Here is a 26472-nt window from a genome sequence, read left to right on the forward strand (position 1 = left end):
TCAAAGTTACATCGCCGTAATGCTTCCTGCCGCGTTACCCGGGCGAGTCAGCTTGGCGCGTGGCTTGCCCGGGTTTGTAAAGCTATATCTCCTGTGGTGCGCGAACCTTCTGTGTACGCTGCCTTCGCATCAGCCAGTAGGCGGCCGGCAAAACCAGCATGGACATCAGCGGCGCGGTAATCATGCCGCCGACCATGGGCGCGGCGATGCGCTTCATCACTTCGGAACCGGCACCGCCGCCCCAGAGGATCGGCAGCAGGCCGGCGATGATCACGGCCACCGTCATCACCTTAGGCCTCACGCGCAGCACCGCGCCCTCACGAATGGCCTCAAGCAGGGCCGGATCACCGCTGCGTCCAGAGTCCAGCCGAGCATGCCAGGCGTTCCTCAGATACAAGAGCATGATCACCCCGAACTCGGCTGAGACGCCGGCCAGGGCAATGAAGCCGACCCCAGTGGCCACCGACAAGTTGAAGCCGAACCAATAGAGCAGCCAGATGCCCCCCGACAGGGCGAAGGGCAGGGTGGCCATGATCAGCAGGGCCTCGCTGAAGCGGCTGAAGGTCAGGTAGAGCAGCACGAAGATAATCAACAAGGTCGCCGGCACCACCCAGGACAACCGCGCATTGGCGCGCTCCAGGTACTCGAACTGACCGGAGTAAGAAACGGTCATGCCAGCGTCGAGTTTTACCCGCTCAGCTACGCGTTGCTGCAGCTCACGCACGGTCGATGCCAGGTCGCGCCCACGGACATCGACATAGACCCAGCCGGACAGGCGCCCGTTCTCGCTGCGCAGCATCGGTGGCCCTTCGGTCAGGCTAACCTGGGCGACGGTGCCCAAGGTGATCTGCTGGCCGGCAGGGGTGAGGATCGGCATACGCCTTAGCGCCTGGGGACTGTCCCGCCACTCCTTGGGATAGCGCAGGTTAATCGGAAAGCGGGCCAATCCTTCGACCGTCTCGCCGATATTGCTGCCGCCAATGGCACCCGATACCACCGCTTGTACGTCGGCAATGCTCAGGCCGTAGCGTGCCGCGGCCAGGCGATCGATCTGGATATCCACATAGCGTCCGCCGGTGAGGCGCTCTGCCAGCGCTGAGCTCACCCCAGGTACATCTTTGGCCACCACCTCGATATCGCGAGTAATGCGCTCGATATCGACCAGGGAGGTTCCGGAGACCTTCACGCCGATGGGGCTCTTGATCCCCGTGGCCAGCATGTCGATGCGGTTGCGAATTGGCGGCACCCAGATGTTGGACAGCCCTGGGACTTTCACCGCACGATCCAGCTCCTCAATCAGCTTCTCCGGCGTCATACCCGCGCGCCATTGCTCGCGCGGCTTGAACTGCACGGTGGTCTCGAACATTTCCAGCGGCGCCGGATCGGTGGCTGTCTCCGCTCGCCCGGCTTTGCCGAATACCCGGGCCACCTCCGGCACCGTGAGGATCATGCGGTTGGTTTGCTGCAGCAGCTGGGTTGCCTTGCTCGCCGGCAAGCCGGGCAGGGCCGAAGGCATGTACAACAGGTCGCCTTCGTCCATGGGCGGCAGGAACTCTCCTCCGAGTCTGCTGAGGGGCCACAGACTGGACACAAAGACCAGCACGGCCAGCGCCAAGGTCACCTTGGGCCAGGCCAGCACCCACTCCAGCACCGGCCGGTATGCGCCGATCAGCCAGCGGTTCAAGGGGTTTTGCTGTTCGCTGGGGATATGCCCACGAATCCAGTAGCCCATCAGCACCGGTACCAGGGTGACCGAGAGGCCGGCGGCGGCGGCCATGGCATAGGTCTTGGTGAAGGCCAGAGGGCCGAACAGGCGCCCTTCCTGGGCCTCCAGGGTAAATACCGGGAGGAACGATAGGGTGATGATCAGCAGGCTGAAGAAGAGTGCCGGTCCGACTTCGGCTGCGGCTTCGCCGATCACTCGCCAGTGCGCCTCGCCTTGGAGCGGCTCATTGGGGTGCCGAGCCTTCCAGGCCTCGATGTGCTTGTGCGCGTTCTCGATCATCACCACGGCGGCATCGACCATGGCGCCGATGGCGATGGCGATCCCGCCGAGCGACATGATGTTGGCATTGACGCCCTGGTAGCGCATGACGATGAAGGCCATCAGGATGCCCAGGGGCAGGGTGATGATCGCCACCAGCGACGAACGCAGGTGCCAGAGAAAGATCAGGCAAACCAAGGCAACCACCACGAACTCTTCCAGCAGCTTGTAGCTGAGGTTGTCGATGGCACGGTCGATCAGTTGCGAACGGTCATAGGTAGTGACCACTTCGACGCCGGTGGGCAGGCTGGCTTTCAGGCTGTCCAGCTTGGTCTTCACGGCAGCGATGGTGTCCCGGGCATTCTTGCCGGAGCGCAGGATGACCACGCCACCGACCACTTCACCCTGGCCGTCCAATTCGGCGATACCGCGACGCATCTCTGGCCCCAGTTGAATGGTGGCCACCTGGCCTAGCAGCACCGGAATTCCGCTTGCCGAAGCCCGCAGCGGCACATTGCGAAAATCATCCAGGCTCTCCAAATAGCCCGAGGCCCGCACCATGTACTCGCGCTCCGCCAGCTCCAAGATGGCGCCGCCGGTTTCCTGGTTAGCGCTCTTCAGCGCCGCTTCGACCTCCTGCTGAGTTACCCCATAAGCCACCAGCTTCTGCGGATCGAGCAGCACTTGGTATTGCTTGACCATGCCGCCGAGGGTGGCCACTTCGGCTACGTTGGGCAGGCTCTTGAGTTCGTACTTGAGGAACCAGTCCTGCAGTGCCCGCAGCTGGGCAAGATCATGCTGGCCGCTGCGGTCGACCAAGGCGTACTGGTAGATCCAGCCCACGCCGGTGGCATCCGGCCCAAGGGTGGTGGTAACACCCTCGGGCAGGCGTTCCTGCGCCTGGTTGAGGTACTCCAGCACCCGCGAGCGCGCCCAGTAGAGGTCGGTGTCGTCCTCGAACAGCACGTAGACGAAGGAGTCGCCGAAGAACGAGTAGCCGCGCACCGTCTTCGCCCCCGGTACCGAGAGCATGGTTGTGGCCAGTGGGTAGGTCACCTGGTTCTCGACGATCTGCGGTGCCTGTCCGGGAAAGCTGGTTCTGATGATGACCTGGGTGTCAGATAGGTCCGGCAGTGCATCCAACGGCGTGTTGCGCAGCGACCAGAGGCCCAGGGCGGTGATGAACAGGGTGGCCAGCAGTACCAGGAAGCGGTTGCCGATCGACCAATGGATCAGGCGCGCGATCATGGCTGGTCTCCTTCCTTGCGGAGCTGCTCGATCAGCAGGCCGGAGTTTGTCTGACGTGCGGCGATGCGTACGTGATCTCCTGGCTTAAGTCCCACAGCTACTTCGGAGCTGACCAGAGGAAAAGCCATGGTCATACCTGGCATATTCAGGCTCTCGAAGGGGCCATGCTCCAGGGTGACTTGTTTCCCGTCCAGTGCGCGAATAACGCCGTGAGACACATGCAGCCCCTCCGTGCTGTCCTGTTCTGCATTGCCGGCCAGGATGCCCTGCAGGCTGGCTTCCGAATCGATGAGGAACTGGCCGGAGGTAACGACCGCCTGACCTTCCTCAAGACCGGAAAACACCTCCAGACGCCCATCGGCCTCGCGGCCCAAGGTGATTTCCTGGGGACGGTAGCGTCCGTCGCCTTCGGCCAGCATCACCAATGCACGCTTCCCGGTGCGAATCACGGCTTCACTCGGCACAAGAAGCGTGGATTGTTCGACGGCACTGTTCAGGCGTACGGCGGCGAACATGCCGGGGCGCAACTTACCGGCAGGGTTGGGTAGCTCGCTGCGTACCGTGAGCGTGCGCGTTTGCGGATCGGCACTCGGCAGCAAGGCTATGACGCGGCCCAGCAGCGGTCGATCAGGAAAGGCCGTCAGGTTGGCGCGGATCTCGTCCCCGACCTGGATACTTCCGGCCATGGCCTCGGGTATCGCCGCATCGAGCCAGACACTGGACAGCCCGTTGATCAACGCCAGATCCTGCCCGGCTTCAACGGTCATCCCGGCGCGTACCTGCAAGGCTTGGAGCTCGCCGCTGATAGGTGTGGTGAGGGTTTGCACTGCCCGCGGTTTGCCGCTGCGGCGAACCTGCTCTATCAACGCTTGTGGCATGCCGAGCAGGCGGAGGCGCTCTTGGGCCGCAGTGATCAAGCGGGCGTCACCGGTACGCAGTACCGCGAGGAACTCCAACTGCGCGGCGGACCACTCGGGAATCAGCAGGTCGACCAGGGGTGTTCCAGCTGGCAGTACATCGCCAGGGGCACGCCCGTAAACCCGCTCGACGAATCCGCCAGCGCGGGCCTGGAGGTTCGCTACCTCTCGCTGGTTATAGGCCAGGGAGCCGACCACCTCGATATCCGAGGGCAGTACACCGCGGATCACCGTCGAGGTCCGCATTCCGAGGTTCTGCACGGCTTGAGCGGGGACGCTCAGGACAGACGGATCTTGCTCGGATCCTGCGTATTTAGGGACAAGCTCCATATCCATGAAAGGTGACTTGCCCGGTTTATCGAAGCGCTGCTCAGGCTGCATCGGGTCGTACCAATAGAGCACCTTGCGCTCGTCCGTCGGTGCGGAGCTAGGCAGTAGCTCGTGTTTGGCTTGCCGCTGGGCCAGCCAGTAGCCACCGCCCGCCGCGCCAATGCCCACGGTCAGCACGGCGACCGCAAAACCAAATGTCGATATCTTCATTTCAGGCCCTCCACATAGGCGTAGTACAGGCTTGCGGAGAGCTGGCTCAACTTGCGCTGTTGTTCAATCTGCCGCAGTTGCGCATCAATCAGGTCGCGCTGGGCAGTAATAACGGATGTGAGCTGGCTGTTACCGGCTTGGTAGGCGGCCAGTTCGAGATCGGCACGTTTGCTTGCAAGCGGGATCAAGGTTTTTTCGGTGCGTGACAAGGTCCTGCGCAGTTGCTCAAGCTCGGCAATACCGCCTTCCAGCTCAGCCTGATGGGCGCGCAGTAATGCTTCCTGCTCGGCTTCCATCTGCGACACGCTTTGTTGTCTGGCGTTGATCTTGGGCCCCTGACGTGTGCCTACGAACAACGGCAGGTCGAAGGTAAATTGCACCATCACCATATCGCCGAACTGGTTGTCGCGATTGTTGTAGGCAAACTCAACACCCCAGTCGGGGGTCTTCTCGGCGATGGCCTCGTTCAGCTCGGCGCTAGCCTCGCCGACTCGGGCGGAGGCAGCGCGCAACTCAGGGTGTGAGGCAATGCGTTGCTGCAGGTGCGGTGCCACCAGGTTCAGACTGGGAACACCTCCTTGCAAAGGCTGGTCAGCCTCGTTGCCTATCCAGCGGCGCAGCTTGGCACGAGCTACTGCCACATCGCGATTCAGTTCATCTCGCCGATCTTGTAACGCCAAAGCTTCCTGGTCGGCCTGCAACAGCTCGCCAGGCTGAGCACTACCGCCGGCAATCAGCGATTGCACGGTCGAGCGGAGCATCTCGATCTGACGGTCCAGTTGATCGAAGAGGCCAACACTGCGTTCGGCGTAGTACACATCCAGCCAGCTCACTGCCGTCTGGCGCTTGATCTCCAACTGCATGGCACGCTGCTCGGCCTCGGCTCGGCCTACTGAAGCCTCGGCCAACTGGCGCCGAGCCTGACGCTTGTCACTGTTGGGGACTTCCTGCATGAACCCAATGCGGCGCATGGTCATGGAGTCACGATTAAGCGTGTAACGGTCAGGGCCTTCGATCGGCAGGTTGTCGATGCCTAGAATCAGCTTGGGATCGGGCAGGGCGTCTGCGGGCTCGACAGCCTGCTGTGCCGATGCCACCTGCGCCTGGCGCGCGAGGTTCTCAGGGGCACTCTGCTCGGCCAGAGCTTGGGCTCGTTCGAAAGTTAGGGGCTGCGCCTGCGCGGCAAGCCAGGGAGCTGCCCAGAATGCGGCAGCCAACACACCGAGAAAGCCACGGCGTGGAAAAAGGAAAGCGGACATGCTTTCGCCTCCAATGCGATTGATCGAAGTCGCGACTACGAAACGTGACCGCGACGATGCGCCTGACTGTAAGGCGCGGGATGATCACTGCATTAGACGAAACGAGGAGGGCGCCAGAGTCCTGCGGGCTCTCGCTTAATCACCGACTGGGTCAGCAATATCTCGGGGCGTGAGGGGAGAGGGGATATGCTCTTGATCACGGTGGTCTGGAGAAGTCCTCCGGTCTTGCATTCCTGGCCGGGTTTGCAAGGGGACTTCTTGGCCACCCCATCAGACTTGTCCATTTGCTCGCAGCACGGAGCATCGGCCATTGCATGGCCCTGATGATCGGCGCTCTGCATCGGGCAAGGTTGTGCCGGCATGCTGAAAGCCACACCGCCGAAGGTCGGCAGCACGAGGCTAGCAATCATTAGCAGGATCAATCCAATCCGACGCACAGCAATTCACCAGGCGGGGCAATAGGCCGACGATAGCAGATTGCCCCCGAGCCATGAATGCTCCTTTTGACGATAACAGCACTTCGTTGATTTGGATCAAATAGAGTGGCTGGTCTCACAGGGCGAGCTGATTTTGTAGCGGGTGAGATTTCAATCGAGCAAGCGATAGAGTTCAGGCCAAAGAGGATTCTATAATCACTCTATAATTAACTACATGGATCAGCGTATTATTTTTGGATAATTTGGATAATTTAATTCCGAAATTGTATTGATTGTTAAAGGCTCTGTAATTGCTTTGTTTTATCTATAGCGCCCTTCGTGTTTGCTGGGCTTTCTGCTTATTTATTTTGCGGCGGGAGTATTATTATTTTATTGATAACTATTAAACTTATCTAGCATGGTGCGGGTGTTAAGGGTGGAGGGTGTAGGGTGTATTAAATATTTAATAATGGCATATGTGTTATGAGTCAAATTAACTGGAGTCATAACCATGGTCAACGATATCGCTACAACCCAGCACTCCCCACTACGTCATCCCGATAATACCAATCTTCATTTGCACTACGGGGAGACCTTTGAAGGTTTTCCTATCCAGGCAGAAGTAGGCCCCTTTGCTCTGGAATACCTTTATGATCTCAAACATACCATCGACTTAGCCATGGCTGAGTACCCTAGAGTACTTGCCTTCAGAGTAGATCTTTATGTGCCTAATGCTATCGAGCTACCCGAGTACGCCTATACGAACAAGGTCATAAGCAAGTTCTTCGAATCGTTTACGAAGAAGATCCAGTACCACCAGGAGCGCGTGGCTGAGCGTGGTTACTCGCGTGGTTGCAAAGTACGATACGTCTGGTCGAAAGAGATCGGTCAGAGAGGTCGTCGCCATTACCACCTACTGATTCTTTTGAACCGTGATGCCTATTACAGGCTAGGCCGGATAGGTTCTGAACGGATTAACATGTTCAGACGGATTGAAGAGTCTTGGGCCAGTGTACTTGGATTATCAGCTGATCAGGTTAGGGGGGTGGTCCATAGGCCAAAGAATCCTGAGTACTTTATCAATCGAGAAATTCGTCGAGACGAGTTCGATGAGCTGCCTGAGCTGTTCAAACGAGCCAGCTACCTGTGTAAGAAAGCGACCAAGTCCTACGGCGATCGTCAGCGGAGTTTCGAGACCAGTCGGGGGTAGGGAGCAGTCCGCGCAAGCCGCATGGGCTCACAGCTCAATGGGAGGCTTCAGGGCAATCAGTTCTCCCAGATGGCGGCGGTTCAAAATTGGACGCCTCGTGCCATTTGGAAGATTGCCCATGGGGATGCCTTGCTATGCTATGCACCTTAAGACCAAAATAAAGACCTAAAAAAGGAGCTATGGTATGCAGAGTGTTTTGGCTGACGTTGCAGTGAGCGTTTCTGAGCTGAAGAAAAACCCCACCGGTGTTATGGCTGGTGCTGGTGGCATGCCGGTCGCCGTTCTCAATCATAACCGCGTGATGGGGTACATGGTGCCAGCCGAGCTGTACGAGCAGATGCTGGACCGTCTGGACGATCTGGATCTGATCGATGTCGTTAATGCACGCTCCGGTGAGAAGGGGGTGCCGGTGAACCTGGATGACCTATAAGCTCGAGTTCCTGCCCTCAGCGCTGAAGGAATGGGAGAAGCTGGGTCATACAGTGCGTGAGCAGGCAAAGAAAAAACTGCGTGAGCGGCTGGAAGCACCAAAGGTACAGGCTGATGCCCTCAGGGATCTGCCTGGGCACTACAAGATCAAGCTCCGAACAGCAGGCTATCGTTTGGTGTATCGGGTCGAAGATGATCGGGTGGTTGTGATTGTGGTCGCAGTGGGCAAGCGTGAACGAAGTGCAGCTTACAAGGCAGCAGGTAAGCGTTAGCTACCAGGGCAAAAGAAGAAGTGAGAGCCATTGCAGGCAGTCTTTCGACTACCCACGCTGGCTCACCGTTCAAGGGTTCATTCTTACTTTCTGCTTCCGGTAGATCCAGCACGCCAACACCACGGCAATCAGCAATGGTGGAAAGCGCACCATCAGAATCATCAGCAGCAATATCGCCAGACAACCGGCCAAGATCCCGGCAAACATGAATGCCGAGGCAACAGTCCGTAGCAGCAGTTTCATTGGCACCTCCTTACAGGTAGCCGCGCTCAGCCAACGACACACAATCCTCCTGGCCTACCACAACGTGATCGAGCGTTCTGACTCCGACCAGATTCAGTGCGTCCTGCAGTTTCGTGGTGAGATTGCGATCCGCCTGGCTGGGCTCGGGATCACCTGAGGGGTGGTTGTGTACCAGGATGATTGCCGCTGCGTTGTGTTCCAAGGCGATCTTCACGATTTCCCGTGGGTAGACGCTGGCTCCATCCAGGGTTCCGCGAAACACTTCCTCGAACGCAATCACCCGGTGTCGGCTGTCGAGCATGAGCAGTGCAAAAACCTCGTGCTCATAATCAGCCAGCAGCGTCTGCAGGTGACTGAACGCCTCCTTAGGCGAGGTCAGTGCACGTCCCTTGCGCAGGCGCAGGCTGGCCAGTTGCCTGGCCATCAGCAGGATGTCGTTTTCCGTCACCGGGGACTCGACCAAGTAGGTGCCGGCCGTGTCACTGGCTTTCAGCTTGTGCAGGTGCATGGCGGCCTCCTTGGTCTTGGTCTGTGGGTGGGGTGTGACGAGCAGCCTGTGCATCGAGCTTTTCAGCCAGGCTGGGTTTGGTGGGGTTGAGTTGGGAAATTGTTGCTGCAGCAGGAGCTTCACCCTCGGGGTAGAACTCTTCCACGATGGCGCTGGCATCCTCCTCGCTGTCCTCGAAGGCTCCGTTGCCGAAGCCGCGTCGTGCAGCCTCATCCAACGCTGCTTGATTGAAGCCGGCAGCTTGCCGCCGCGAATCGAGTTCACTGGCGGACACCAGTGCTTCAGACATGTCCATGCCACCACGTACCGTCAGATCGGCGTAGAAGATCGGCGTGCCATGGCTCTGGCGAGTCGACTTACCACGTAGACGTAGTTCCAGTGGCAGGCAGGCCAGGCGGTTGCCCGAGATGGCCTGGAAGTAATGCAGGCGAGCGGCGAGGGTGCGGATGCTGTTGAAGCCGGTGGTGCGGAACACGAAGCTGCCCAGCGGATCCTCATCACCAATGACCACATTCAGTCGGCCGTAGGGCTTACAGGCACCGCCTTTGGCCAGTGGGCAGGCATCCGGTGACGGGCAGGGCAGTGACTGCATGCCGTCCTGAGTGACCCGCTTGCAGGTTTCACCATTGCCCACGCAGATTGGGCGTCCGGACTGTCGGTCGAACAGCGTGTAGTCAGCTCGGAAATTCAGCTCCGGTTCGTTGAACAGAAGCCGTACCGGAATGCTGCGCAGCTTGTCGTCCTTGCCCTGGCGCAGCTCGTCATTGAGCGGGTGCAGCAGCCAGCCGTCCTTGCCTTGCACTTGGGAAGTGATGGTGAACTGGTCATCTTTCTCCGGCAGACGCTTGCCGTTCTTCTCGATGACCTTGCCGATGGAAATCCGCCCGAGTACCGGCGGAGTGATAGCCAGACCTTTGAGCATGGTGAGTCTCCTGGAAATGAAAAAAGGCCAGCCACGCAGAGCGAACTGCATGGACTGGCCAAGGGGAGGGAAGAGTTGGAAAAGCTGGGGTTCAGCCGAGCCGGAAGCGCCGTGCGCCCGGTTTCAGCAACGGGTACTTGGCCTGCAGGTAGGGCTTGTCCTTAAGCAGTTGAGCTACATCGAGACCGATGCTGTCCTTGGCCTTGCGCCAGCTGACATAGCCGCTGGAGAACTCCGCCCGACTGGCATCGCCCATGGCCTGCTGCAGCACCTGCTTGAGCTCGGCCTCGCGCTTTTCCTTGTCGGCAATCGACTGACGCACGGCTTTCAGCTCGATGTAAGCCGCTGAAAGACCAGCATGCTGGCTGAAGTCGACGACCTGGCCGTTGTCCTCCGGGTAGAGGTAGCGCAGCGCAGACTCAGCTGAAGCCGTGCCATCGGCCGGCGGTGGGGTGTCGGTTTCCACGTAGTGCCAGAACTGGCGCTCCAGCTCGATCAGGCGAGCAATCATCTGCTCGTCCCGTTCGATACGGTGGATCTCCAGCGTTTGGCCACCCAGCAGTACCGCTACATCCGCCGCCTGCTTACCGGTGACGGCGAGCTGGTGCATCACCTGCAGCTGCACATACTCAGGCACGCCCTCTTTCCAGAGTCGTGCCCCATTTATGCCTGCTGTCTTGCATTCGAGGATCTGCACATCGTCCGCCGCGATCACCTCGCGGTCGATGTTAGCCAGCATCCAGGGCAGCTCCGGATTGGGATGCTGCAGCACGGCGTTGATGCGGCGTACCTTATTCTTGGTGCGCTTGCTGTAGTGCCAGGCCACGATGGGCTCCAGCACGTTGCCCCAGTACATCGGGCTTTCCTCATCCTGTGGGTCGGCCTTGGGCATGCCAGCATCACGGCCGGTCTTCTCCATCCAGAGTTCCAGCTGCGACTTGTAGGGGTTGAGTCCTACGGCTGCAGCTGCATCCGAGCTGCCAATACCTTGCTTACGGATCTGCAGCCAGTCCTCGCGTGGCAGCTCCTTAGTGCTGACCAGGCGCAGAGCTGGACGAGATTTGCTGGTGCTGCGATTCAATGAAGTGGCTTTCATAGCGTTCACCTTGCAGAAATAGAAACGCCCGACCTGCAACGAAGCGGGTCGGGCGTTATGGGGTGGAGTAGGTAAAAAGGTCAGGCGACCAGTTGCAGGGCAGTATCCAGAGCGCGTTGCTTGATCTGGGCACCTTGGCCGAACCAGGCAGAGTCGAGGCGGTATTCCGTGCTGCGTGCCCGGCGTTCGTGATCGACGTACTCGGTCACGGCATTGAGCAAGCCCCAGGCGGTGCCGCGTGCCGAGTCCAGCTGGCTGCCGCGACCACGACCTTCGTACAGCTCCTGCACTTTGCGCAGAGCGCGTTCGTTGGGCAGTTGCTCCGGCAGTGCGCCAGTCGGGCTTGTGTCGCACATCACGTTCATAAAGAAGCCCAGTGCCTCATGCCACTGCACCTTGCGTTCAGCCAGGTGGCGCATGCGGTACATGAAGTCATCCCATTGCGAGACGGCGATACCGAGCTGCTTCTTCACCAGATCGCCATCGAAGCGTGTGCTGTGCGGCACCTTGATCGCACGGCTGGTGCCGTCCAGGGCGATGGTCAGGGTGTTGTTGCAAACTACGCGGATGGTGGTGGGCGTTGCTGTGGTGGCCAGGGTGCCGTCGCAGGAAGTGGCCAACAGCAGGTAGCCATTCACCTGGTCGTTACCTTTGATCGCTGCACCCTGGCCAGTTCGCGCCAGCGCCCAGAACTTGCGACCGCCCTTGAGCACGCCAGCGGTTTCCAGCTCGTAGCCGGAGACCTCGGTCAGATCGCGGTAGAACTCCAGCACCTCACGAGGCTGGACGGTGTGGTAGCGCTGCGAGACCACCGACAGCGGTGCCTTGGTGTCCGAACGGTAGAGCACCTTCTGCTCGGGGAATGAGTGGATCGCGCCCAGGTGGCCGATGGCGTCCGACTTGAAATGCACGGGGCTTTCCAGGATCTGCCAATCCATGCCGGCTTCGCGTTGCCAGACCTCGATAGGCTGTTTCTGCGGCAGGTTGTTGCCTAAGCCGTGCCACGGGGTAGCGCCAACATAGGCCATTTGTTCGATTTGATGAGCCATGACGAATTTCCTTTGGGTGCAGGCCGGCATAAAGCGCCGCGCAGAGCGCAGCACCGGCAATCAGTGATGGATAAGTAAGAGGAGAGCAGTTGCCGGATCAGGCCGGCAGATTGAAGCGATGACCGCAGAGCAGGCAGAGGTTGTGAGCCAGGACATGGCGGTCGAGCGACTCGCCGAGCTGAGCGCCAATCGCACAGCCGCCGACGCTTCCGGCCAGGCCGCCGAGAATGGCGCCGGATACCGAACCAAGTGTGATACCGACAGGGCCGGCGATTACGCCGAGCGCTGCGCCGGCCTTGCCGCCTGCCAGAGCAGCACTGATGCCTCGTGCGAGACCACCGACAGCGCCGATGGCCGCGCCAGCTTTCATGGCGTGATGGAAAGAAGCGACTTTGGGGGAGTGACAGCGGGGGCACTGCAATGACATGGGGCGAACCTCCTTGGTGCTGATGTCATTGCGGTAATGTGTTGCTGAGATTTTTTTGAATCGAATGGCTGCTTTTCAGCAGCGCTAACTGAGTGCGAACTGGCTGGAGTCGACCCAGACCGTGTAAAAACGTTGGCATCGTCCTTGCTGTGATTTGATGGATTCAAAATCAGCGGGGGACGCCAATGAAGCGCTTTATCCAGGGAGAGCACCGAGGGCAAAGCACACTGCTTCCCGAGAGCTTGGATGACTACGTGGCGGACACCAACCCGGTGCGGGTGGTCGATGTTTTCGTCGATGAACTCGACCTTGGCCTACTGGGTTTCGAGGGTGTCGTCCCGGCGGAAACCGGCAGACCCGCCTACCATCCTGCTGACCTGCTGAAGATCTACATCTACGGTTACCTCAACCGTATCCAGTCCAGTCGACGTCTCGAACGCGAGAGTCAGCGCAACGTTGAGTTGATGTGGCTGACCGGACGTTTGATGCCGGACTTCAAGACCATCGCCAACTTCCGCAAGGATAACGGCAAGGCAATCCGCGGCGTCTGTCGGCAGTTCGTGGTGCTGTGCCAGCAACTTGGCCTGTTCTCTGAAGCGCTGGTAGCCATTGATGGCAGCAAGTTCAAGGCGGTCAACAACCGTGACCGCAATTTCACCAGCGCCAAGCTTCAGCGGCGAATGGAGGAGATCGAGTCCAGCATCAACCGTTACCTGACCGCACTGGATACCGCTGATCGCCAGGAACCGGCCGTGGCGCAGGTCAAAGCCGAACGCCTCCACGACAAGATTGCGACCTTGAAAACTAAGCTGCGGGAGCTCAAGGAAGTCGAGGTACAGCTCAACGAAACACCGGATAAACAGATCTCCCTGACCGATCCCGATGCCCGCTCAATGAAGACCCGGGGCAGCGGAATAGTCGGCTACAACGTGCAGGCGGCGGTCGACGCGAAGCACCACCTGATCGTGACCCACGAGGTCACGAACGACGGGGTCGATCGAGACCAACTGAGCTCCATGGCCAAGCAAGCGCGAGAGGCCATGGGTGTCGAGGAACTCTCGGCGGTCGCAGACAGAGGGTATTTCAAAGGCGAAGAAATCCTGGCGTGCCATGAGGCTGGAATCACCGTTTTCGTGCCCAAGACGCTGACCTCGGGAGCGACAGCGGCTGGTCGCTTCGGCAAAGGTGATTTCATCTATGACGCAGCCAAGAACGAGTATCGATGCCCGGCTGGGCAAAGCCTGATCTGGCGGTTCTCAAGCGTCGAAAAAGGGCTGAAACTGCACCGCTACTGGAGTTCGCATTGCCAGGGTTGTGCGTTGAAAGAGCACTGTACGCCTAGCTCAGAGCGCCGAGTGAGCCGATGGGAGCATGAGGCAGTGCTCGAAGCGATGCAGAGTCGCCTGGATCAAGCGCCTGAAATGATGCGAATCCGCCGTCAGACGGTCGAGCACCCGTTCGGCACGCTGAAGAGCTGGATGGGCGCCACCCACTTCCTCACCAAGACTCTCGACCGAGTGAGTACCGAGATGAGCCTGCATGTGCTCGCCTACAATCTCAAACGCGTGTTGAACGTGCTGGGCAGCGGTGCCCTGATGGCAGCGATGAAGGCCTGAGGCCTGTTCTACGACTCGTACCGCCCTCCAGCAGGCGTACTGAAGCCGAAAGTGCCATAGCAACCAGAATTATCGATTGCGCCTGATTGGGCCTCCGACGGCCTCCTAGACGCTGAGAAAATCCCCGGAAGTTGATGGTCATCGTTTGCTGCGTTTTTACACGGTCTGGGCCAAAAGCGGCCATGCACGCCCCTCATCATTGCGTGTGTTGAGGCGTCAGGTCACCCTTTGACTTACATCAGTTTGCGCCCTGAATCGAGGCCTATATTGATTAGTGGCAATCCACTCCCTGCCCACTATCCCGTACAAGGATCTGAATTATGAAAGCATCCAAACTCGCCGCCCTCGCTTTGGCGGCTGTACTTTTCCCAGCCTTAGCTTTTGCGCAGCAGGACGCTAACGCCGCCAAGCCGACTCAGCAGTCTATGAGCATCGAGCAATTTGACCAGGAGATGGCGAAGGCGCAGGAAAACCTGAAGAACATGCAGGAGCAGATGAGCCTAATCCAGAAGGCGGCCGATCCTGCGCAGCGCCAGAAATTGATGCAACAGCACCAAGTCATGATGCAGCATGGAATGCAAATGATGAACGGGATGTGGGGCGACGGAATGATGGATTGCTGCGGAGGCGGCAAGATGGGTGGGCAAATGATGGGGGGCGGCCACATGATGGGCTGGGGCCAAATGGGCAGCCACTACTCCCAGATGTCGCCTGAACAGATGAGGCAACATCAATACATGATGGACAGATACATGGGTATGCAACAGATGATGATGGATCAGATGATGCAGCATCAGCAGCACATGGGCACTCCGCCTCGCTAAGCCCTAACGCTTGTTCCACGGGAACCGCCCGACTCCCATCACTAAGCGTCTGCCCACCTCACCTTGCGTGAGGTGGGCAGGACCTCATGCGGTAGCAACTGCTCGGTCTCACTCGCCCGCTGCGTCGGCTGCCGCGTTAGCACATCTTTCAATTACCCAGTAAGTGCCCTCGCTCCAGATGCTAGGAAGCTCTGCGGGAGCCAGCGGGCTGAAACTCGGTAATGGTGATGCAGTCTGACGCCGAAGACGTGGCGTGCGTGAGTATTCGCATTGGTTCTGGGGTTAGTCGGGAGGTCTTGGAGTCAGTCGAGCGTGATGTACTAGATAGTGGAGGCTCTGCATCGCTCTTGCCGATCAATGATCCTAAGGGCGAGCGCTTTACCTCTCGTCGATCGAGGCGACGATTACTCCAAGTTGCGCTCGGAGGTTGAGCCACAGCCAGAAGCAGACATTCGATGATTTAGAGCCAGCGCCTCACCTGCGAGCAGTAACGGGCGAAATCCACACCGAACAGCATCGTTAGTGCCCGTTCCTCGGGAACAATCTGGAAGCGGTTCATGTACAGCACGAAGACGACCACACCGAGCAGTGTGAGTGGCGAGGCCAGCAGCAGCGACCAAGCCACCAGGGCGGTGGCAAAGCCCAGATACATTGGGTTGCGGGTGTACTGGTAGATGCCACCATCGACCAGAGCGGAGGCGCTCTCCGGACGTAGCGGGTTGACCGTGGTGCGAGCACGATGAAATGACAATACACCAGCAAGACATACGCCGAGCCCGAGTAACAGCACCGGCAGAGCGGCGGCTAGGCGCCAGCCAAGCGTCAGCTCAAAGCCTGGCAGGTAGCGATAGGAAGCCCCCATCAGCACTCCAATGATGGTTGCAACCAAGGGCGGCGGAATTCGGTTTTCTAACACGCCCATCGTGTCACTTCCTTACCTTGGCGACTTCGCTGCTCACCAGCTGGCGCAGCGGCTCTAGGCCGAACTCATCCAACGGCTGGCCATTGACGAAGAAAGTCGGCGTGCCCTGAACGCCCACGGCCTTAACATCTTGCATATCCTGCTTCAGTACGGCGTCGACACCAGGACTATTCATGTCCGCACGAGCCTTCTCCACATCCAGACCGACTCGTTCGGCGACGACCCAGGCCTCTTGGGCCTTGGGGTCGTCGTGCCAGCCCGGCTGGGCTTCTAGTACCGCTTCCAACACCTGCGGATACAGGTTCTGTTTACGCGAGGCCTCCAGCAGGCGCGCCACCTCCTCGGATACTTGGTGGAACAGCACATAGCGCAGCACCAAGCGCACTTCGGCGGGGTTCTCGGCGAGGATTTTCTTCACATGCGGGTAGAAGGCCCGGCATGCCTCACAAGACGGATCGAAGAACTCGACAATGGTCACCGGGGCTTTAGCTGGGCCGAACACCGGCGAGTGGAAACGGACCAGGTTGCTGCTGTCTGAGGTGGCTTCCGTTGCGGCTTGTGCTGGCGCGGTTGCCTGGGGCTGCTGCGATGTCTGGGACGATTTGGATGGCGCGTACAGGTAAGCGGCGGCAGCGAAGACAGCTAGGATCACCACACTGATGATCAGGACCAGGGGGCGGCGGTTCATTAGATGGTTCTCCGGCGGATGATGATGAGTAGAACGGTGATCAGGATGAATGCGAGCAGAGCCAGCACTGGCAACGGCACGCCGCCGAATATGGTCATCTCGGCTCCTGAGCAGGACGGGCCGGTAGCCGTGCAAGGCTGAATCGGCTGGGGAATCAGTCCGGCGTAGAGCAGCGTGTGGGCGAAGGCCAACACCGCGCCAATAGCGGCCAGCGGCAAGGCATAACGCCAAATGGCGAAGTCTGAGCGGTAGCAGGCGATAGCCAGAACCACCGCCAGAGGGAACATAAAGGCACGCTGGAACCAGCACAGCACGCAAGGTGCCTGACCCATTACCTCGCCGATGAACAGCGCGGAGAGAGTCGACACCAAAGCTACTAACCAGGCGAGCAGCAGCAGATTCCAGCTGCCGGAGGAAGGTTGAAGGCTCATCGTAATTTCCTTATGCCTAGCGGGCGCTACGGCAGACGATCCTGTTGATCAGGCCTTCAAGGCCAGTATGCGGCGCGCACCGTTCAGCACGAACAGTCCTACTACAGTGCCAATGACCAGATCTGGGTAGGGTGAGCCTGTCCAGGCAACCAATGCCCCTGCAGTGATTACACCGATGTTCGCGAGCACGTCGTTTGCTGAAAAGATCCAGCTCGCTTTCATGTGAGCACCACCTTCGCGGTGGCCATAGATCAGCAAAAGGCAGCTGACGTTTGCCACCAGTGCGACTAGACCTACCCCCAACATCAGCATCGACTCAGGCTCACTACCGTAGAAGAAGCGCCGAATCACTTCTCCGAGTACACCCAGAGCCAATACGATTTGAAGGAAGCCCGCCAGATGGGCTGCGCGCACTTGCAACTGCGCGCTGCGGCCGACCGCGTATAGAGCCAATCCATAAACGGCAGCATCAGCAAACATGTCCAAAGAGTCGGCAACCAGGCCAGCCGACTGAGCGATTAAACCAGCGGTCATCTCGGTGACAAACATCGCGCCATTGATGCCGAGCAGGATTTTCAGCGTACTGGCCTCTTTCGAAGCAGTTAGCTCTTCACTAGCACTGTTGGCCGAGACGGACTCCTGGCTGGCTGGTTGAGTGCCTAGCAGTGTTGCGCCCAGGCCAAGTGACTCCAGCTTGCTGGCAATCTGATCAACCGACCCATCATGAAATGCGCGTACTTGCCTGCCGGCTAAATCAAAGGACAACGAGTGAAGTTCAGGCAAGCCATTGAGTGCGAGCCGAATCATCCGCTCTTCGGAAGGGCAATCCATTTTGGGCACAGAAAAACTGCTGACCCAGCTTCCTTCACTCGAAGATATGGCCGCTGCTTCAATGGCTTCCGCAGTAGAACCGCAACCACAGGACTTTTCACAAGAGCTCACTATCCATATCTCCTATTGAACTTGAGCCTGCGGATTACAAACCATGTAGTAGCTACAGGGTCAAGCATGCATGCCATTGTGTGCAAATACGTGCATTCGACCCGCTAACTCTCGGGTAAAGGGTGCAGTGTTAGCCAGCGTCCTGGCACCTTGGGTTGCATGTCGAATATGCCCGAGTGCCAGTGTCGTGCAGGGCCCTCCAGCCAGCAGGAACTGTACTAGCGGGCTCTCGCTAGCCCGGCCAGTTTCTCTAAAAACTGCCACGTCGCGCTCATCGTAGAGCGCAATGCCCCAGCCATCGCTGTTCCTGCTGGCACCCCCTGCGTGTGCTGCCAGACTCATCAGTGACGAGGTCAGTCTCGCGGGATACCGACTAGACATTCCCAGCAACTCACACATGGCGCGTGCTCCGGATAGGGTATTGGCTTAGCTCACCAACTGCTGATGCCTGGGCAGACCGATGGATATCAGCGCGGCCAACACGACAAAGGCGCTGGAGACCCACAGGCAGGCTTCCAGGCCGTATTGCTGGAAGACCCAGCCGGACAACAGCGTCCCGACCAGCCGGCCAAGCGCGTTGGACATGTAGTAGAAACCGACATCCAGTGACACGCCGTCTTCCTTGGCGTAGCTGACGATCAGGTAGCTGTGCAGCGACGAGTTGATGGCAAACACGGCACCGAAGATCAGTAGACCACCTACCAGTACCGCCTGCTTGGGTAAATCGCTATCCAGGCCCAGAGCAATCGCAACCGGAATGCCGGCTAGCAGCGCCGCCCAGAGAAACGCCGCACGGCCATCGGGCACATGCCCGCTGCGCTTGCCGGTCAGGGCCGGAGCGAAGGACTGCACGATGCCGTAGCCGATGATCCAGCTGGCCAAAAAGCCACCGACCATCCAGAAGTCCCAGCCGAAAACCGTGCTCAGGTAAACCGGCAAGGCAACCACAAACCAGACATCGCGGGCGCCAAAGAGGAACAGGCGCGCGGCGGAGAGGATGTTGATCGCCCGGCTTTTGGAAAGGATGTCCTTGAACTTGGGCTTGGCTTTGGCCTTGCCCAGATCCTTCTTCAACAGGAACAGACTGGCGATCCAGATCACCGCCAGCACGCCGGCCATGGTCAATACCGCGCCGGCAAAACCCAGCACGGCCAGCAGGGCGCCGCCGAGGAAGAAACCCACGCCCTTGAGCGCATTCTTCGAGCCGGTGAGGATTGCCACCCACTTGTACAGCGTGCCCTGCTGGGCATCGGGCACCAGGAGTTTGATGGAACTCTTGGCCGACATCTTGTTGAGGTCTTTGGCGATCCCCGACAGCGCCTGTGCGCCCATGACCCAAGGCACGGTTAGCCAGGCGGCGGGCACGGTGAGCATCAGTAGTGCGACCACCTGCATCGCCAGGCCGATATTCATGGTGCGATTAAGGCCCAATCGGGCGCCGAGGTAGCCGCCGACCAGGTTGGTGACTACGCCGAAGATCTCGTAAAACAGAAACAGCGCGGCAATCAGCAAGGGGCTGTAGCCCAGGCTGTGGAAGTGCAACACCACCAACATGCGCAAGGCGCCATCGGTGAGGGTGAATGCCCAGTAATTGCCGGTCACCAGCAGGTACTGTTTGACCTCCGGGGCCAGGGCTGACAACGCCTTCATGCTTGCATCCCTACTTGGTTAAACGGCCAGGCCGACCAGTTTGGCCAGCTCCACGGTGCGGTTGGCATAGCCCCATTCGTTGTCGTACCAGGCATACAGCTTCACCTGAGTGCCGTTGATGACCATGGTCGACAGCGCATCGATGATTGAGGAGCGCGGGTCAGTGCGGTAATCGATGGAGACCAGCGGGCGTTCCTCGTAGCCGAGGATGCCTTTCAGCTGGCTGTCGGCAGCAGCCTTCAGCAGTTGGTTGACTTCCTCCACCGTGGTGGCCCGTTCGACTTCGAACACGCAGTCGGTCAGCGAGGCGTTGGCCAGCGGCACGCGCACGGCATGGCCGTTCAGCTTGCCGCGCAGCTCGGGGAAAATCTCGGCGATGGCGGTGGCCGAACCGGTGCTGGTCGGGATCAGGCTCATGCCGCTAGCGCGTGCACGGCGCAGATCCTTGTGCGGGGTGTCGAGGATGCTCTGGGTGTTGGTCAGGTCATGAATGGTAGTGATCGAGCCATGGCGGATGCCGAGGTTCTCGTGAATCACCTTGACCACCGGAGCCAGGCAATTGGTGGTACAGGAGGCAGCGGTGACGATGCGGTGCTCGGCTGGATTGAACAGCTGCTGGTTGACACCCATCACCACGTTCAGTGCGCCTTTCTCCTTCACGGGCGCGCAGACCACGACCCGCTTCACGCCCTGATCCAGGTAAGCCTGCAATACCGCCACGGTCTTCATCTTGCCGCTGGCCTCGATCACCAGATCGCAGTCCGACCAGTCGGTGTCGGCAATCGCCTTGTTGGCGGTGACCTGGATGCGCTTGCCGCCGATCACCACGCAATCGCCTTCGCTGCCGGCTTCGTGGTGCCAGCGACCGTGCACCGAGTCGAAGTTGATCAGGTGCGCATGGGTGGCGGCATCGCCTGCCGGATCATTGATGCGGACAAATTCGAACTCGGGCCAGTCCCAGGAGGCGCGCAGCGCCAAACGACCGATGCGACCGAAACCGTTGATACCAATTTTGATAGCCATGTTTTTCGACTCATCTACTGGAGTTAGTGGGCAGCATCGAACTGGGTGATCCAGTTGATGTGGGCAGGGTGTTGAATAGCCTTGGGACGCAGGGCTTGCACCAGGGCAATGGCATCGGCGCGGGGAATGCCGGCCTCGATCATGATCCGCGCCGCAATCAGCCCGGTGCGTCCCGAGCCGCCCTTGCAGTGGATGGCGATGTCCTGGCCCGCATTGAGCCGCTCAAGGATGCTCTGTTTGCAGGCTTTCCAGCCCTGGCCGAAATCTTCGAGCGGTACTTGCTCATCCGCCACCGGCAGGTGGAACCAGGCCATGTCCTGCGCCTGGCATTGCTTGCCGATGTCCTCGGCCCCGTTGGAGGCCAGTTCGCTTGCCGGCATCAGGCTGATCACGGCAGAGGCACCGGCCTGTTTCAGCGTGGCCAGCGAGTCGACAAGGCTGCTGTCTTTGGTGCCGGGACAGGGCGTGAAGATGAGTTTGCCTTGGATACCGGGAATGCTGAGCCGGTCGTAGGGGTGATTCATTGAGAGGGTTTCCTGGTAGTCAGATGGCGCGCTGGTTGACGCGCTTGGAGAGTTCTTCAGCGGACTCTTTACGTTCCGAGTAACGGTCGACCAAATAGTCGCTGTGGCCGCGCAGCAGCAGGGTGAACTTGACCAGTTCCTCCATGACGTCCACAACGCGGTCGTAATAGCTGGAAGGTTTCATGCGCCCGGCCTCGTCGAATTCGAGGTAGGCCTTGGGCACTGAAGACTGGTTGGGGATGGTGAACATGCGCATCCAGCGCCCCAGCACACGCATCTGGTTAACCGCATTGAAGGATTGCGAGCCTCCACAGACCTGCATCACGGCCAGGGTCTTGCCCTGACTGGGACGGATGGCACCCATGGTCAGCGGTATCCAGTCGATCTGCGACTTGAATACGCCGGTCATAGCGCCGTGGCGCTCGGGTGAACACCACACCTGACCTTCAGACCAGAGCACCAGGTCGATGAGTTCCTTGACCTTGGGATGGCTGCTGTCGGCATCGTCCGGCATGGGCAGGCCGGAAGGATCGAATATTCGGGTTTCCGCGCCGAAGGCTTCCAGCAAGCGCGCCGCTTCCTGGGTCAGCAGACGGCTGTAGGAGCGCTCACGATTGGAGCCATAGAGCAGCAGAATGCGCGGCTTGTGCTCGCCTTCGGCGAGGCCCAGATTTGTCGGGATAGAGCGGGCAAACAGCTCCTCGGCGACGTTGGGCAGGTTGTCGATCATGGGTTCTTACCTCTTGGGCTACAACGAGCCGATCCTGTTCAGCTCGGCCTTGAGCGCATCGCTGTCGAGTTGAGCAAAGGGCAGCGCGATAAATGCGCTCACTCGCTTCTGGATCTGCTGGATGGTGGCTGCAAACGCTGCGTTTATTTCCGCCTCAGATCCGTTAACGTCGGATGGGTCACTCAGTCCCCAGTGACAACGAGACGCCGGGCCAAAGAAAACTGGGCAGGCCTCTCCGGCTGCCTTGTCGCAGACGGTAATGACGATGTCAGGGGCGAGAGCCTGATGCGCATCGGTTGATTTGCTGTACAGGCCTTCAACATCGAATCCAGCATCAAGCAGTGCCTGCAAAGCCAACGGATTGACCTCCCCCTTGGGGTAGCTGCCTGCGCTAAAGGCCCGCATGCCCTTGGGAGCCATCGCATTGAAGATAGCCTCCGACAGGATGCTGCGGCAGCTATTGGCGGTGCAGAGAAATAAAACTTTCATGGTCATCCTCAATGGCTGGTATTCAATCGCAGGCCGGCTTGCGCCCAGGGCGATCTCGCATTTGCCAGAGGCGTTGCACATCCTGGCGTAACCACTCGGCATTGTTGTCCAGGGCCTGTTTGAGGATATCGGTCACCCATTCCGGCAGCTGCGGGTGCAGGCGGTAGTACACCCACTGGCCATTACGCCGATCCTCCAGCAGGCCACAGCCGCGCAGCAGGGCCAGGTGACGAGATATCTTGGGTTGCGCCTCTTCCAGTGCCGAGGTCAGTTCACAGACACAGAGTTCCTGTTCCAGGGTCACCAGCAAGGCGATTCGCGCCCGCGTTTCCTCGGCCAGACATTTGAAGACTTCGGTTGGCGACATGGCATGCAGAGTGGAAGCTTCTTTAGCCGGTTTGCTTTTGATCAGCACGAACATCTTTATCCGTTCATGAATCTCATGCAGGGTCTTGCGATAGGCATCTTTCTGCGAGCTGGTTGCCGGGTCTTCAAAATTCCAGGCGATGTACTCACCAGCCCCTGGCAGGGCCTGGCACTCCAGGGCGGACTTGTCACACAGGGTGATCACGTAGTCGAAAGGCTCGCCAGCGACCTGTTCGATGGACTTGCTGTAAAGCCCATCAGTGGGAACACCAAGCTGCTCCAATGCGTTGCGGGCTCGGGTGTCGACTTCAGTGGGGGCGGAGCCTGCGCTGTAGACTTCAAAATGTTCTGAGTCGGTGTGGCGCAGCAGGGCTTCGGCCATCTGCGAGCGTGAGGAGTTCGCGACGCAGAGGAACAGGACGCGCTTTTTCTGGCTCATGTTGATCCCTATCAAAGATGCACATGAGCAAATATATTATTTTTCGAATATGCAGTAAAATGAATATTCGGCGCGTTGCGCGCCAAGGGAACGAGGATAGGCAGCAAAGATGACAAATGCGTGTGAAGTCGCGATGAAGCAGGCCTCTGGGGCTCCACTGGGAGTTTTTGAGCGCTACCTGACCCTGTGGGTGTTCCTGTGCATCGTGGTGGGCACCGTGCTTGGCTTGGTTGTGCCGCAAGCGGCTCAGGCCGTCGGCGCCCTGGAGGTGGCGAAGGTCAATATCCCGGTTGGCCTGCTGATCTGGGTGATGATCATTCCGATGCTGATGAAGATCGACTTCAGCGCCATCAGCGAAGTGCGCCAGCAGAAGAACGGCATGTTCGTCACCCTGTTCGTTAACTGGGCGGTCAAGCCGTTTTCCATGGCGCTGATTGGCTGGTTCTTCATCAAGCAGGTGTTTGCGCCCTGGCTGCCCGCCGAAGAGCTGGATAGCTACATGGCCGGCTTGATCCTGCTCGGTGCGGCGCCCTGCACGGCGATGGTGTTTGTCTGGAGCAACCTGTGTAAGGGTAATGCCAACTTCACCCTGACCCAGGTGGCACTGAACGATCTGGTCATGGTGTTTGCCTTTGCGCCTATCGTGGCGCTGTTGCTGGGCGTTTCTTCGATCCCGGTGCCTTGGGACACCCTGCTGCTTTCCGTGGTGATGTACATCGTCATCCCGCTGGCCATCGCCCAGTTTCTGCGGGCTCAACTGATGAAGCGCGGCGAAGCCTATTTCGAGAATGTGCTGGCGAAGATTTCGCCATTTTCCATCATCGCTCTGCTGGCCACTCTGGTTCTGTTGTTCTCCTTCCAGGGTGAGTCCATCGTCGAGCAACCCCTGATCATCGGCATCATCGCGATTCCTCTGTTGGTGCAGACACTGTTCATCGCGGCACTGGGTTACTGGCTCTGCCATACACTGAAAGTGCGCCACGACATAGCGGGCCCGGCCACCATGATCGGCGCCTCCAACTTCTTCGAGCTGGCCGTAGCCGTGGCCATTGTCTTGTACGGATTCAACTCGGGTGCCGCCCTGGCAACCGTGGTCGGCGTACTGATCGAAGTGCCCGTGATGCTATGGCTGGTACGCATGGTCAACAGCACACGCAACTGGTACGAGAGCAGCCTCAACAATCGCTAGGGGGTCAGCATGCGCTTTATCGACAATGCACCACGCTTCCTGTTCTTCACCGGTAAGGGCGGGGTCGGAAAGACCTCCATTGCCTGCGCGACAGCCCTGGAACTGACCCGTCAGGGCAAGCGCGTGCTGCTGGTCAGTACCGATCCGGCCTCCAATGTCGGGCAGGTATTCGGTCTGGAGATCGGCAATCAGATCACCGCTGTACCCGCCGTGGAAAACCTGGCGGCCCTGGAGATCGACCCACAGGGCGCAGCTCAAGCCTATCGGGATCGGATTGTGGGCCCGGCGAGGGGTGTCATGCCTGCTGATGTGGTCAAAGGCATGGAGGAGCAATTATCGGGAGCCTGCACGACCGAGATCGCAGCCTTCGACGAATTCACCTCACTGCTGGTCAACGATGAACTGAAGGCCCGCTTCGATCACATCATTTTCGATACCGCCCCGACCGGGCACACGATTCGACTGCTGCAACTGCCGGGTGCCTGGAGTGGATTTCTGGAGGCGGGGCAAGGTGATGCATCGTGTCTTGGCCCGCTGGCCGGTTTGGACAAACAACGTGATCAGTATCGCGAGGCGGTAGAGGCACTCTCTGATCCAGCCAAGACCCGTCTGGTTCTGGTTGCCAGGGCGCAGGCCGCCACCCTGCGCGAGGCTGCCCGCACACGCGAGGAGTTGGCAGCCATCGGGCTGCAAGAGCAGTACCTGGTGATCAACGGCGTGCTGCCGGCGAGTGAGGCGCAGAAGGATGTACTGGCCGCCGCCGTCTATAAACGTGAACAGGCCGCAGTCGCTGCCATGCCGCCAGCGCTGCGAACACTGCCGCTCGACCTGTTGCCGTTGAAAGCATTCAACCTGGTGGGATTGGATGCCCTGCGACAACTTTTGGTTGAGGGTTCTGCTGACAGCACGCAGGCACCGGCCAGTGCGCCGATTGAATTGAACGCTCCACGACTCAAGTCCCTGATCGACGAGATCGCCGCCGATGGTCATGGCCTGATCATGGTGATGGGCAAAGGTGGTGTCGGTAAAACGACTTTGGCCGCAGCGGTTGCCGTCGAATTGGCTCGACGTGGGCTGCCCGTGCACCTGACTACTTCTGATCCTGCCGCGCACCTTGCCGAGACACTGGATGGCACGCTTGAGCACCTGACGCTGAGCCGCATTGACCCGCATGCCGAGACACAGCGCTATCGTGATCACGTCATGCAAACCAAGGGCGCGGGCCTGGATGAGCAGGCTCGGGCGCTGCTGGCCGAGGATCTGCGTTCACCCTGTACCGAGGAGATCGCTGTATTCCAGGCCTTCTCGCGAATCATCCGTGAAGCCGGCAAAAAGTTCGTGGTGATGGATACGGCCCCGACCGGCCATACCTTGCTGTTACTGGATGCCACCGGGGCTTATCACCGCGACATTGCTCGGCAGATGTCGGGCAGCAACATGCGTTTTTCCACGCCGATGATGCAACTCCAGGATCCTAAGCAAACCAAAGTGCTGCTGGTGACCCTGGCTGAAACCACTCCCGTGCTGGAGGCCGCGAGCCTGCAAGCTGATCTGCGTCGTGCCGGCATTGAGCCTTGGGCATGGGTGATCAACAATAGCGTGGCAGCCGCAAGGACAGAATCACCGCTATTACATAAGCGGGCGGTCAATGAGCTGAAGGATATTGAGCATGTCGCGACCGAGCACGCGCAACGCTATGCGGTCATCCCGCTCATGGCGGAGGAGCCGGTTGGGGTTGAGCGTTTACTCGCTCTCAGCAAGTAATCTGCACCAATGAAAAGGCCCGCATTCCAGACTGTGTGAAAACCTAGCAGTCGGAGAGCAAGCTGAAGACAATGCCTCCATCATTCGATGGGGGCATTGTCGTTTATGGGCTACATCCAGGGCGAAGGTCGTCAGCAAAGCAGCCTGTTTCCTCCCACATTGGAGGAGCTGGTGCCGGAGGATCACCTGGTACGGGTGATCGAGGCCTATGTCGCCCGCCTGGATTTGCAGGCTCTGGGTTTCAGCAAGGCCGAACCACTCAAGACTGGACGTCCTGGCTATGATCCAGCGGATCTACTCAAGCTTTATCTGTACGGTTACTTCCAGCGCATCCGCTCCTCCCGGCGCCTGGAAG

General features: G+C 59.2%; 28 protein-coding genes. 8 read left to right on the top strand and 20 right to left on the bottom strand.

What is annotated here, in order from left to right; all coding sequences use genetic code 11:
- Window positions 1-82: 82 nt before the first annotated feature.
- Genes BM186_RS23185 through BM186_RS23195 form a run of 3 tightly spaced genes read right to left on the bottom strand, consistent with a single transcriptional unit; the run spans window position 83 to window position 5948 of the window.
- A complete protein-coding gene (locus BM186_RS23185) occupies window positions 83-3232 on the bottom strand; it encodes an efflux RND transporter permease subunit (protein WP_074918666.1) in 3150 nt (1049 codons plus the stop codon).
- Window positions 3229-4689 (bottom strand): efflux RND transporter periplasmic adaptor subunit, encoded by a 1461-nt coding sequence (locus tag BM186_RS23190; protein WP_003452298.1) that lies wholly within the window; start codon window positions 4687-4689, stop codon window positions 3229-3231. Before BM186_RS23190 ends, BM186_RS23185 begins: the two co-directional genes overlap by 4 nt.
- The gene (locus tag BM186_RS23195; protein ID WP_003139513.1) at window positions 4686-5948 is read right to left on the bottom strand and encodes a TolC family protein; all 1263 of its coding nucleotides are present in this window, start codon (window positions 5946-5948) and stop codon (window positions 4686-4688) included. Before BM186_RS23195 ends, BM186_RS23190 begins: the two co-directional genes overlap by 4 nt.
- 927 nt (window positions 5949-6875) lie before the next feature.
- Here BM186_RS23195 and BM186_RS23205 point away from each other — a divergent pair.
- From BM186_RS23205 to BM186_RS23215, 3 genes are all read left to right on the top strand, one after another.
- Window positions 6876-7574 (top strand): inovirus Gp2 family protein, encoded by a 699-nt coding sequence (locus BM186_RS23205; protein ID WP_074918667.1) that lies wholly within the window; start codon window positions 6876-6878, stop codon window positions 7572-7574.
- Window positions 7575-7758: 184 nt separating this feature from the next.
- Complete coding sequence (locus BM186_RS23210; RefSeq protein ID WP_033942931.1) at window positions 7759-8004, top strand: type II toxin-antitoxin system Phd/YefM family antitoxin; 246 nt, start codon at window positions 7759-7761, stop codon at window positions 8002-8004.
- On the top strand, window positions 7994-8275 hold the full coding sequence (locus tag BM186_RS23215) for a type II toxin-antitoxin system RelE family toxin (protein WP_074918669.1): 282 nt from the start codon (window positions 7994-7996) through the stop codon (window positions 8273-8275). The genes BM186_RS23210 and BM186_RS23215 overlap by 11 nt, the downstream gene beginning before the upstream one ends.
- A gap of 69 nt (window positions 8276-8344) precedes the next feature.
- On the opposite strand, the gene BM186_RS26685 is transcribed toward BM186_RS23215, so the two are convergent.
- From BM186_RS26685 to BM186_RS23240, 6 genes are all read right to left on the bottom strand, one after another.
- The gene (locus BM186_RS26685) at window positions 8345-8518 is read right to left on the bottom strand and encodes a hypothetical protein (RefSeq protein ID WP_009686156.1); all 174 of its coding nucleotides are present in this window, start codon (window positions 8516-8518) and stop codon (window positions 8345-8347) included.
- 10 nt (window positions 8519-8528) lie between these two features.
- Window positions 8529-9026, bottom strand: a complete 498-nt coding sequence (radC, locus tag BM186_RS23220) for a RadC family protein (RefSeq protein WP_074918671.1) — start codon at window positions 9024-9026, stop codon at window positions 8529-8531.
- Entirely contained in the window at window positions 8998-9948 is a 951-nt protein-coding gene (locus tag BM186_RS23225) for a recombination directionality factor (RefSeq protein WP_074918674.1), read from the bottom strand. Before BM186_RS23225 ends, radC begins: the two co-directional genes overlap by 29 nt.
- A gap of 91 nt (window positions 9949-10039) precedes the next feature.
- The gene (locus BM186_RS23230) at window positions 10040-11044 is read right to left on the bottom strand and encodes a YqaJ viral recombinase family nuclease (RefSeq protein ID WP_074918675.1); all 1005 of its coding nucleotides are present in this window, start codon (window positions 11042-11044) and stop codon (window positions 10040-10042) included.
- 80 nt (window positions 11045-11124) lie between these two features.
- Entirely contained in the window at window positions 11125-12093 is a 969-nt protein-coding gene (locus tag BM186_RS23235) for a DUF932 domain-containing protein (protein ID WP_074918677.1), read from the bottom strand.
- Between the two features lie 97 nt (window positions 12094-12190).
- Window positions 12191-12520: a hypothetical protein gene (locus BM186_RS23240; RefSeq protein WP_074918679.1), complete on the bottom strand. Its 330-nt coding sequence runs from the start codon at window positions 12518-12520 to the stop codon at window positions 12191-12193.
- A 185-nt stretch (window positions 12521-12705) separates the two neighbouring features.
- Between BM186_RS23240 and BM186_RS23245 the strand changes: the two genes are divergently transcribed.
- Both BM186_RS23245 and BM186_RS23250 read left to right on the top strand, forming a co-directional pair.
- On the top strand, window positions 12706-14136 hold the full coding sequence (locus BM186_RS23245; protein ID WP_023098450.1) for an IS1182-like element ISPa7 family transposase: 1431 nt from the start codon (window positions 12706-12708) through the stop codon (window positions 14134-14136).
- Window positions 14137-14456: 320 nt separating this feature from the next.
- Window positions 14457-14960 carry a hypothetical protein gene (locus BM186_RS23250; RefSeq protein ID WP_003118387.1) on the top strand — a complete coding sequence of 168 codons (504 nt, stop codon included), beginning with the start codon at window positions 14457-14459 and terminating at the stop codon, window positions 14958-14960.
- Window positions 14961-15420: 460 nt separating this feature from the next.
- Here BM186_RS23250 and BM186_RS23260 read toward each other — a convergent pair whose 3' ends face one another.
- From BM186_RS23260 to BM186_RS23310, 11 genes are read right to left on the bottom strand one after another with little or no spacing between them, the layout of a single operon-like run.
- Window positions 15421-15882, bottom strand: a complete 462-nt coding sequence (locus tag BM186_RS23260; protein WP_003118386.1) for a methyltransferase family protein — start codon at window positions 15880-15882, stop codon at window positions 15421-15423.
- A 4-nt stretch (window positions 15883-15886) separates the two neighbouring features.
- Window positions 15887-16570 (bottom strand): DsbA family protein, encoded by a 684-nt coding sequence (locus BM186_RS23265; RefSeq protein WP_003118385.1) that lies wholly within the window; start codon window positions 16568-16570, stop codon window positions 15887-15889.
- The gene (locus tag BM186_RS23270; RefSeq protein WP_003118384.1) at window positions 16570-17001 is read right to left on the bottom strand and encodes a disulfide bond formation protein B; all 432 of its coding nucleotides are present in this window, start codon (window positions 16999-17001) and stop codon (window positions 16570-16572) included. Before BM186_RS23270 ends, BM186_RS23265 begins: the two co-directional genes overlap by 1 nt.
- A 48-nt stretch (window positions 17002-17049) precedes the next feature.
- Window positions 17050-17946 (bottom strand): cation efflux transmembrane domain-containing protein, encoded by an 897-nt coding sequence (locus BM186_RS23275; RefSeq protein WP_086005927.1) that lies wholly within the window; start codon window positions 17944-17946, stop codon window positions 17050-17052.
- 57 nt (window positions 17947-18003) lie between these two features.
- Entirely contained in the window at window positions 18004-18342 is a 339-nt protein-coding gene (locus BM186_RS23280) for a class II glutamine amidotransferase (RefSeq protein ID WP_228380056.1), read from the bottom strand.
- Between the two features lie 27 nt (window positions 18343-18369).
- Window positions 18370-19593, bottom strand: coding sequence for an organoarsenical effux MFS transporter ArsJ (gene arsJ, locus BM186_RS23285; protein WP_074918681.1), 1224 nt, complete (start codon window positions 19591-19593; stop codon window positions 18370-18372).
- Window positions 19594-19611: 18 nt separating this feature from the next.
- On the bottom strand, window positions 19612-20616 hold the full coding sequence (locus BM186_RS23290; RefSeq protein WP_003118381.1) for an ArsJ-associated glyceraldehyde-3-phosphate dehydrogenase: 1005 nt from the start codon (window positions 20614-20616) through the stop codon (window positions 19612-19614).
- Between the two features lie 23 nt (window positions 20617-20639).
- Complete coding sequence (locus BM186_RS23295) at window positions 20640-21140, bottom strand: cyclin-dependent kinase inhibitor 3 family protein (protein ID WP_017678239.1); 501 nt, start codon at window positions 21138-21140, stop codon at window positions 20640-20642.
- Window positions 21141-21159: 19 nt separating this feature from the next.
- On the bottom strand, window positions 21160-21870 hold the full coding sequence (gene arsH, locus BM186_RS23300) for an arsenical resistance protein ArsH (RefSeq protein ID WP_003118379.1): 711 nt from the start codon (window positions 21868-21870) through the stop codon (window positions 21160-21162).
- An 18-nt stretch (window positions 21871-21888) separates the two neighbouring features.
- Complete coding sequence (locus BM186_RS23305; protein WP_003118378.1) at window positions 21889-22359, bottom strand: arsenate reductase ArsC; 471 nt, start codon at window positions 22357-22359, stop codon at window positions 21889-21891.
- A 22-nt stretch (window positions 22360-22381) separates the two neighbouring features.
- Window positions 22382-23164 carry a metalloregulator ArsR/SmtB family transcription factor gene (locus tag BM186_RS23310; RefSeq protein ID WP_003118377.1) on the bottom strand — a complete coding sequence of 261 codons (783 nt, stop codon included), beginning with the start codon at window positions 23162-23164 and terminating at the stop codon, window positions 22382-22384.
- Window positions 23165-23273: 109 nt separating this feature from the next.
- On the opposite strand from BM186_RS23310, the gene arsB reads away from it, so the two are divergent.
- The 3 genes from arsB to BM186_RS23325 form a co-directional block, all read left to right on the top strand.
- Window positions 23274-24353, top strand: a complete 1080-nt coding sequence (arsB, locus tag BM186_RS23315) for an ACR3 family arsenite efflux transporter (protein ID WP_003460650.1) — start codon at window positions 23274-23276, stop codon at window positions 24351-24353.
- 9 nt (window positions 24354-24362) lie between these two features.
- Window positions 24363-26117, top strand: a complete 1755-nt coding sequence (gene arsA, locus BM186_RS23320; protein WP_003118375.1) for an arsenical pump-driving ATPase — start codon at window positions 24363-24365, stop codon at window positions 26115-26117.
- Between the two features lie 105 nt (window positions 26118-26222).
- A partial coding sequence (locus BM186_RS23325) for a transposase (RefSeq protein ID WP_139228035.1) occupies window positions 26223-26472 on the top strand: 250 nt, incomplete at its 3' end.

Source organism: Ectopseudomonas toyotomiensis (assembly GCF_900115695.1).
GTDB classification, from domain to species: Bacteria; Pseudomonadota; Gammaproteobacteria; order Pseudomonadales; family Pseudomonadaceae; genus Aquipseudomonas; species Aquipseudomonas toyotomiensis.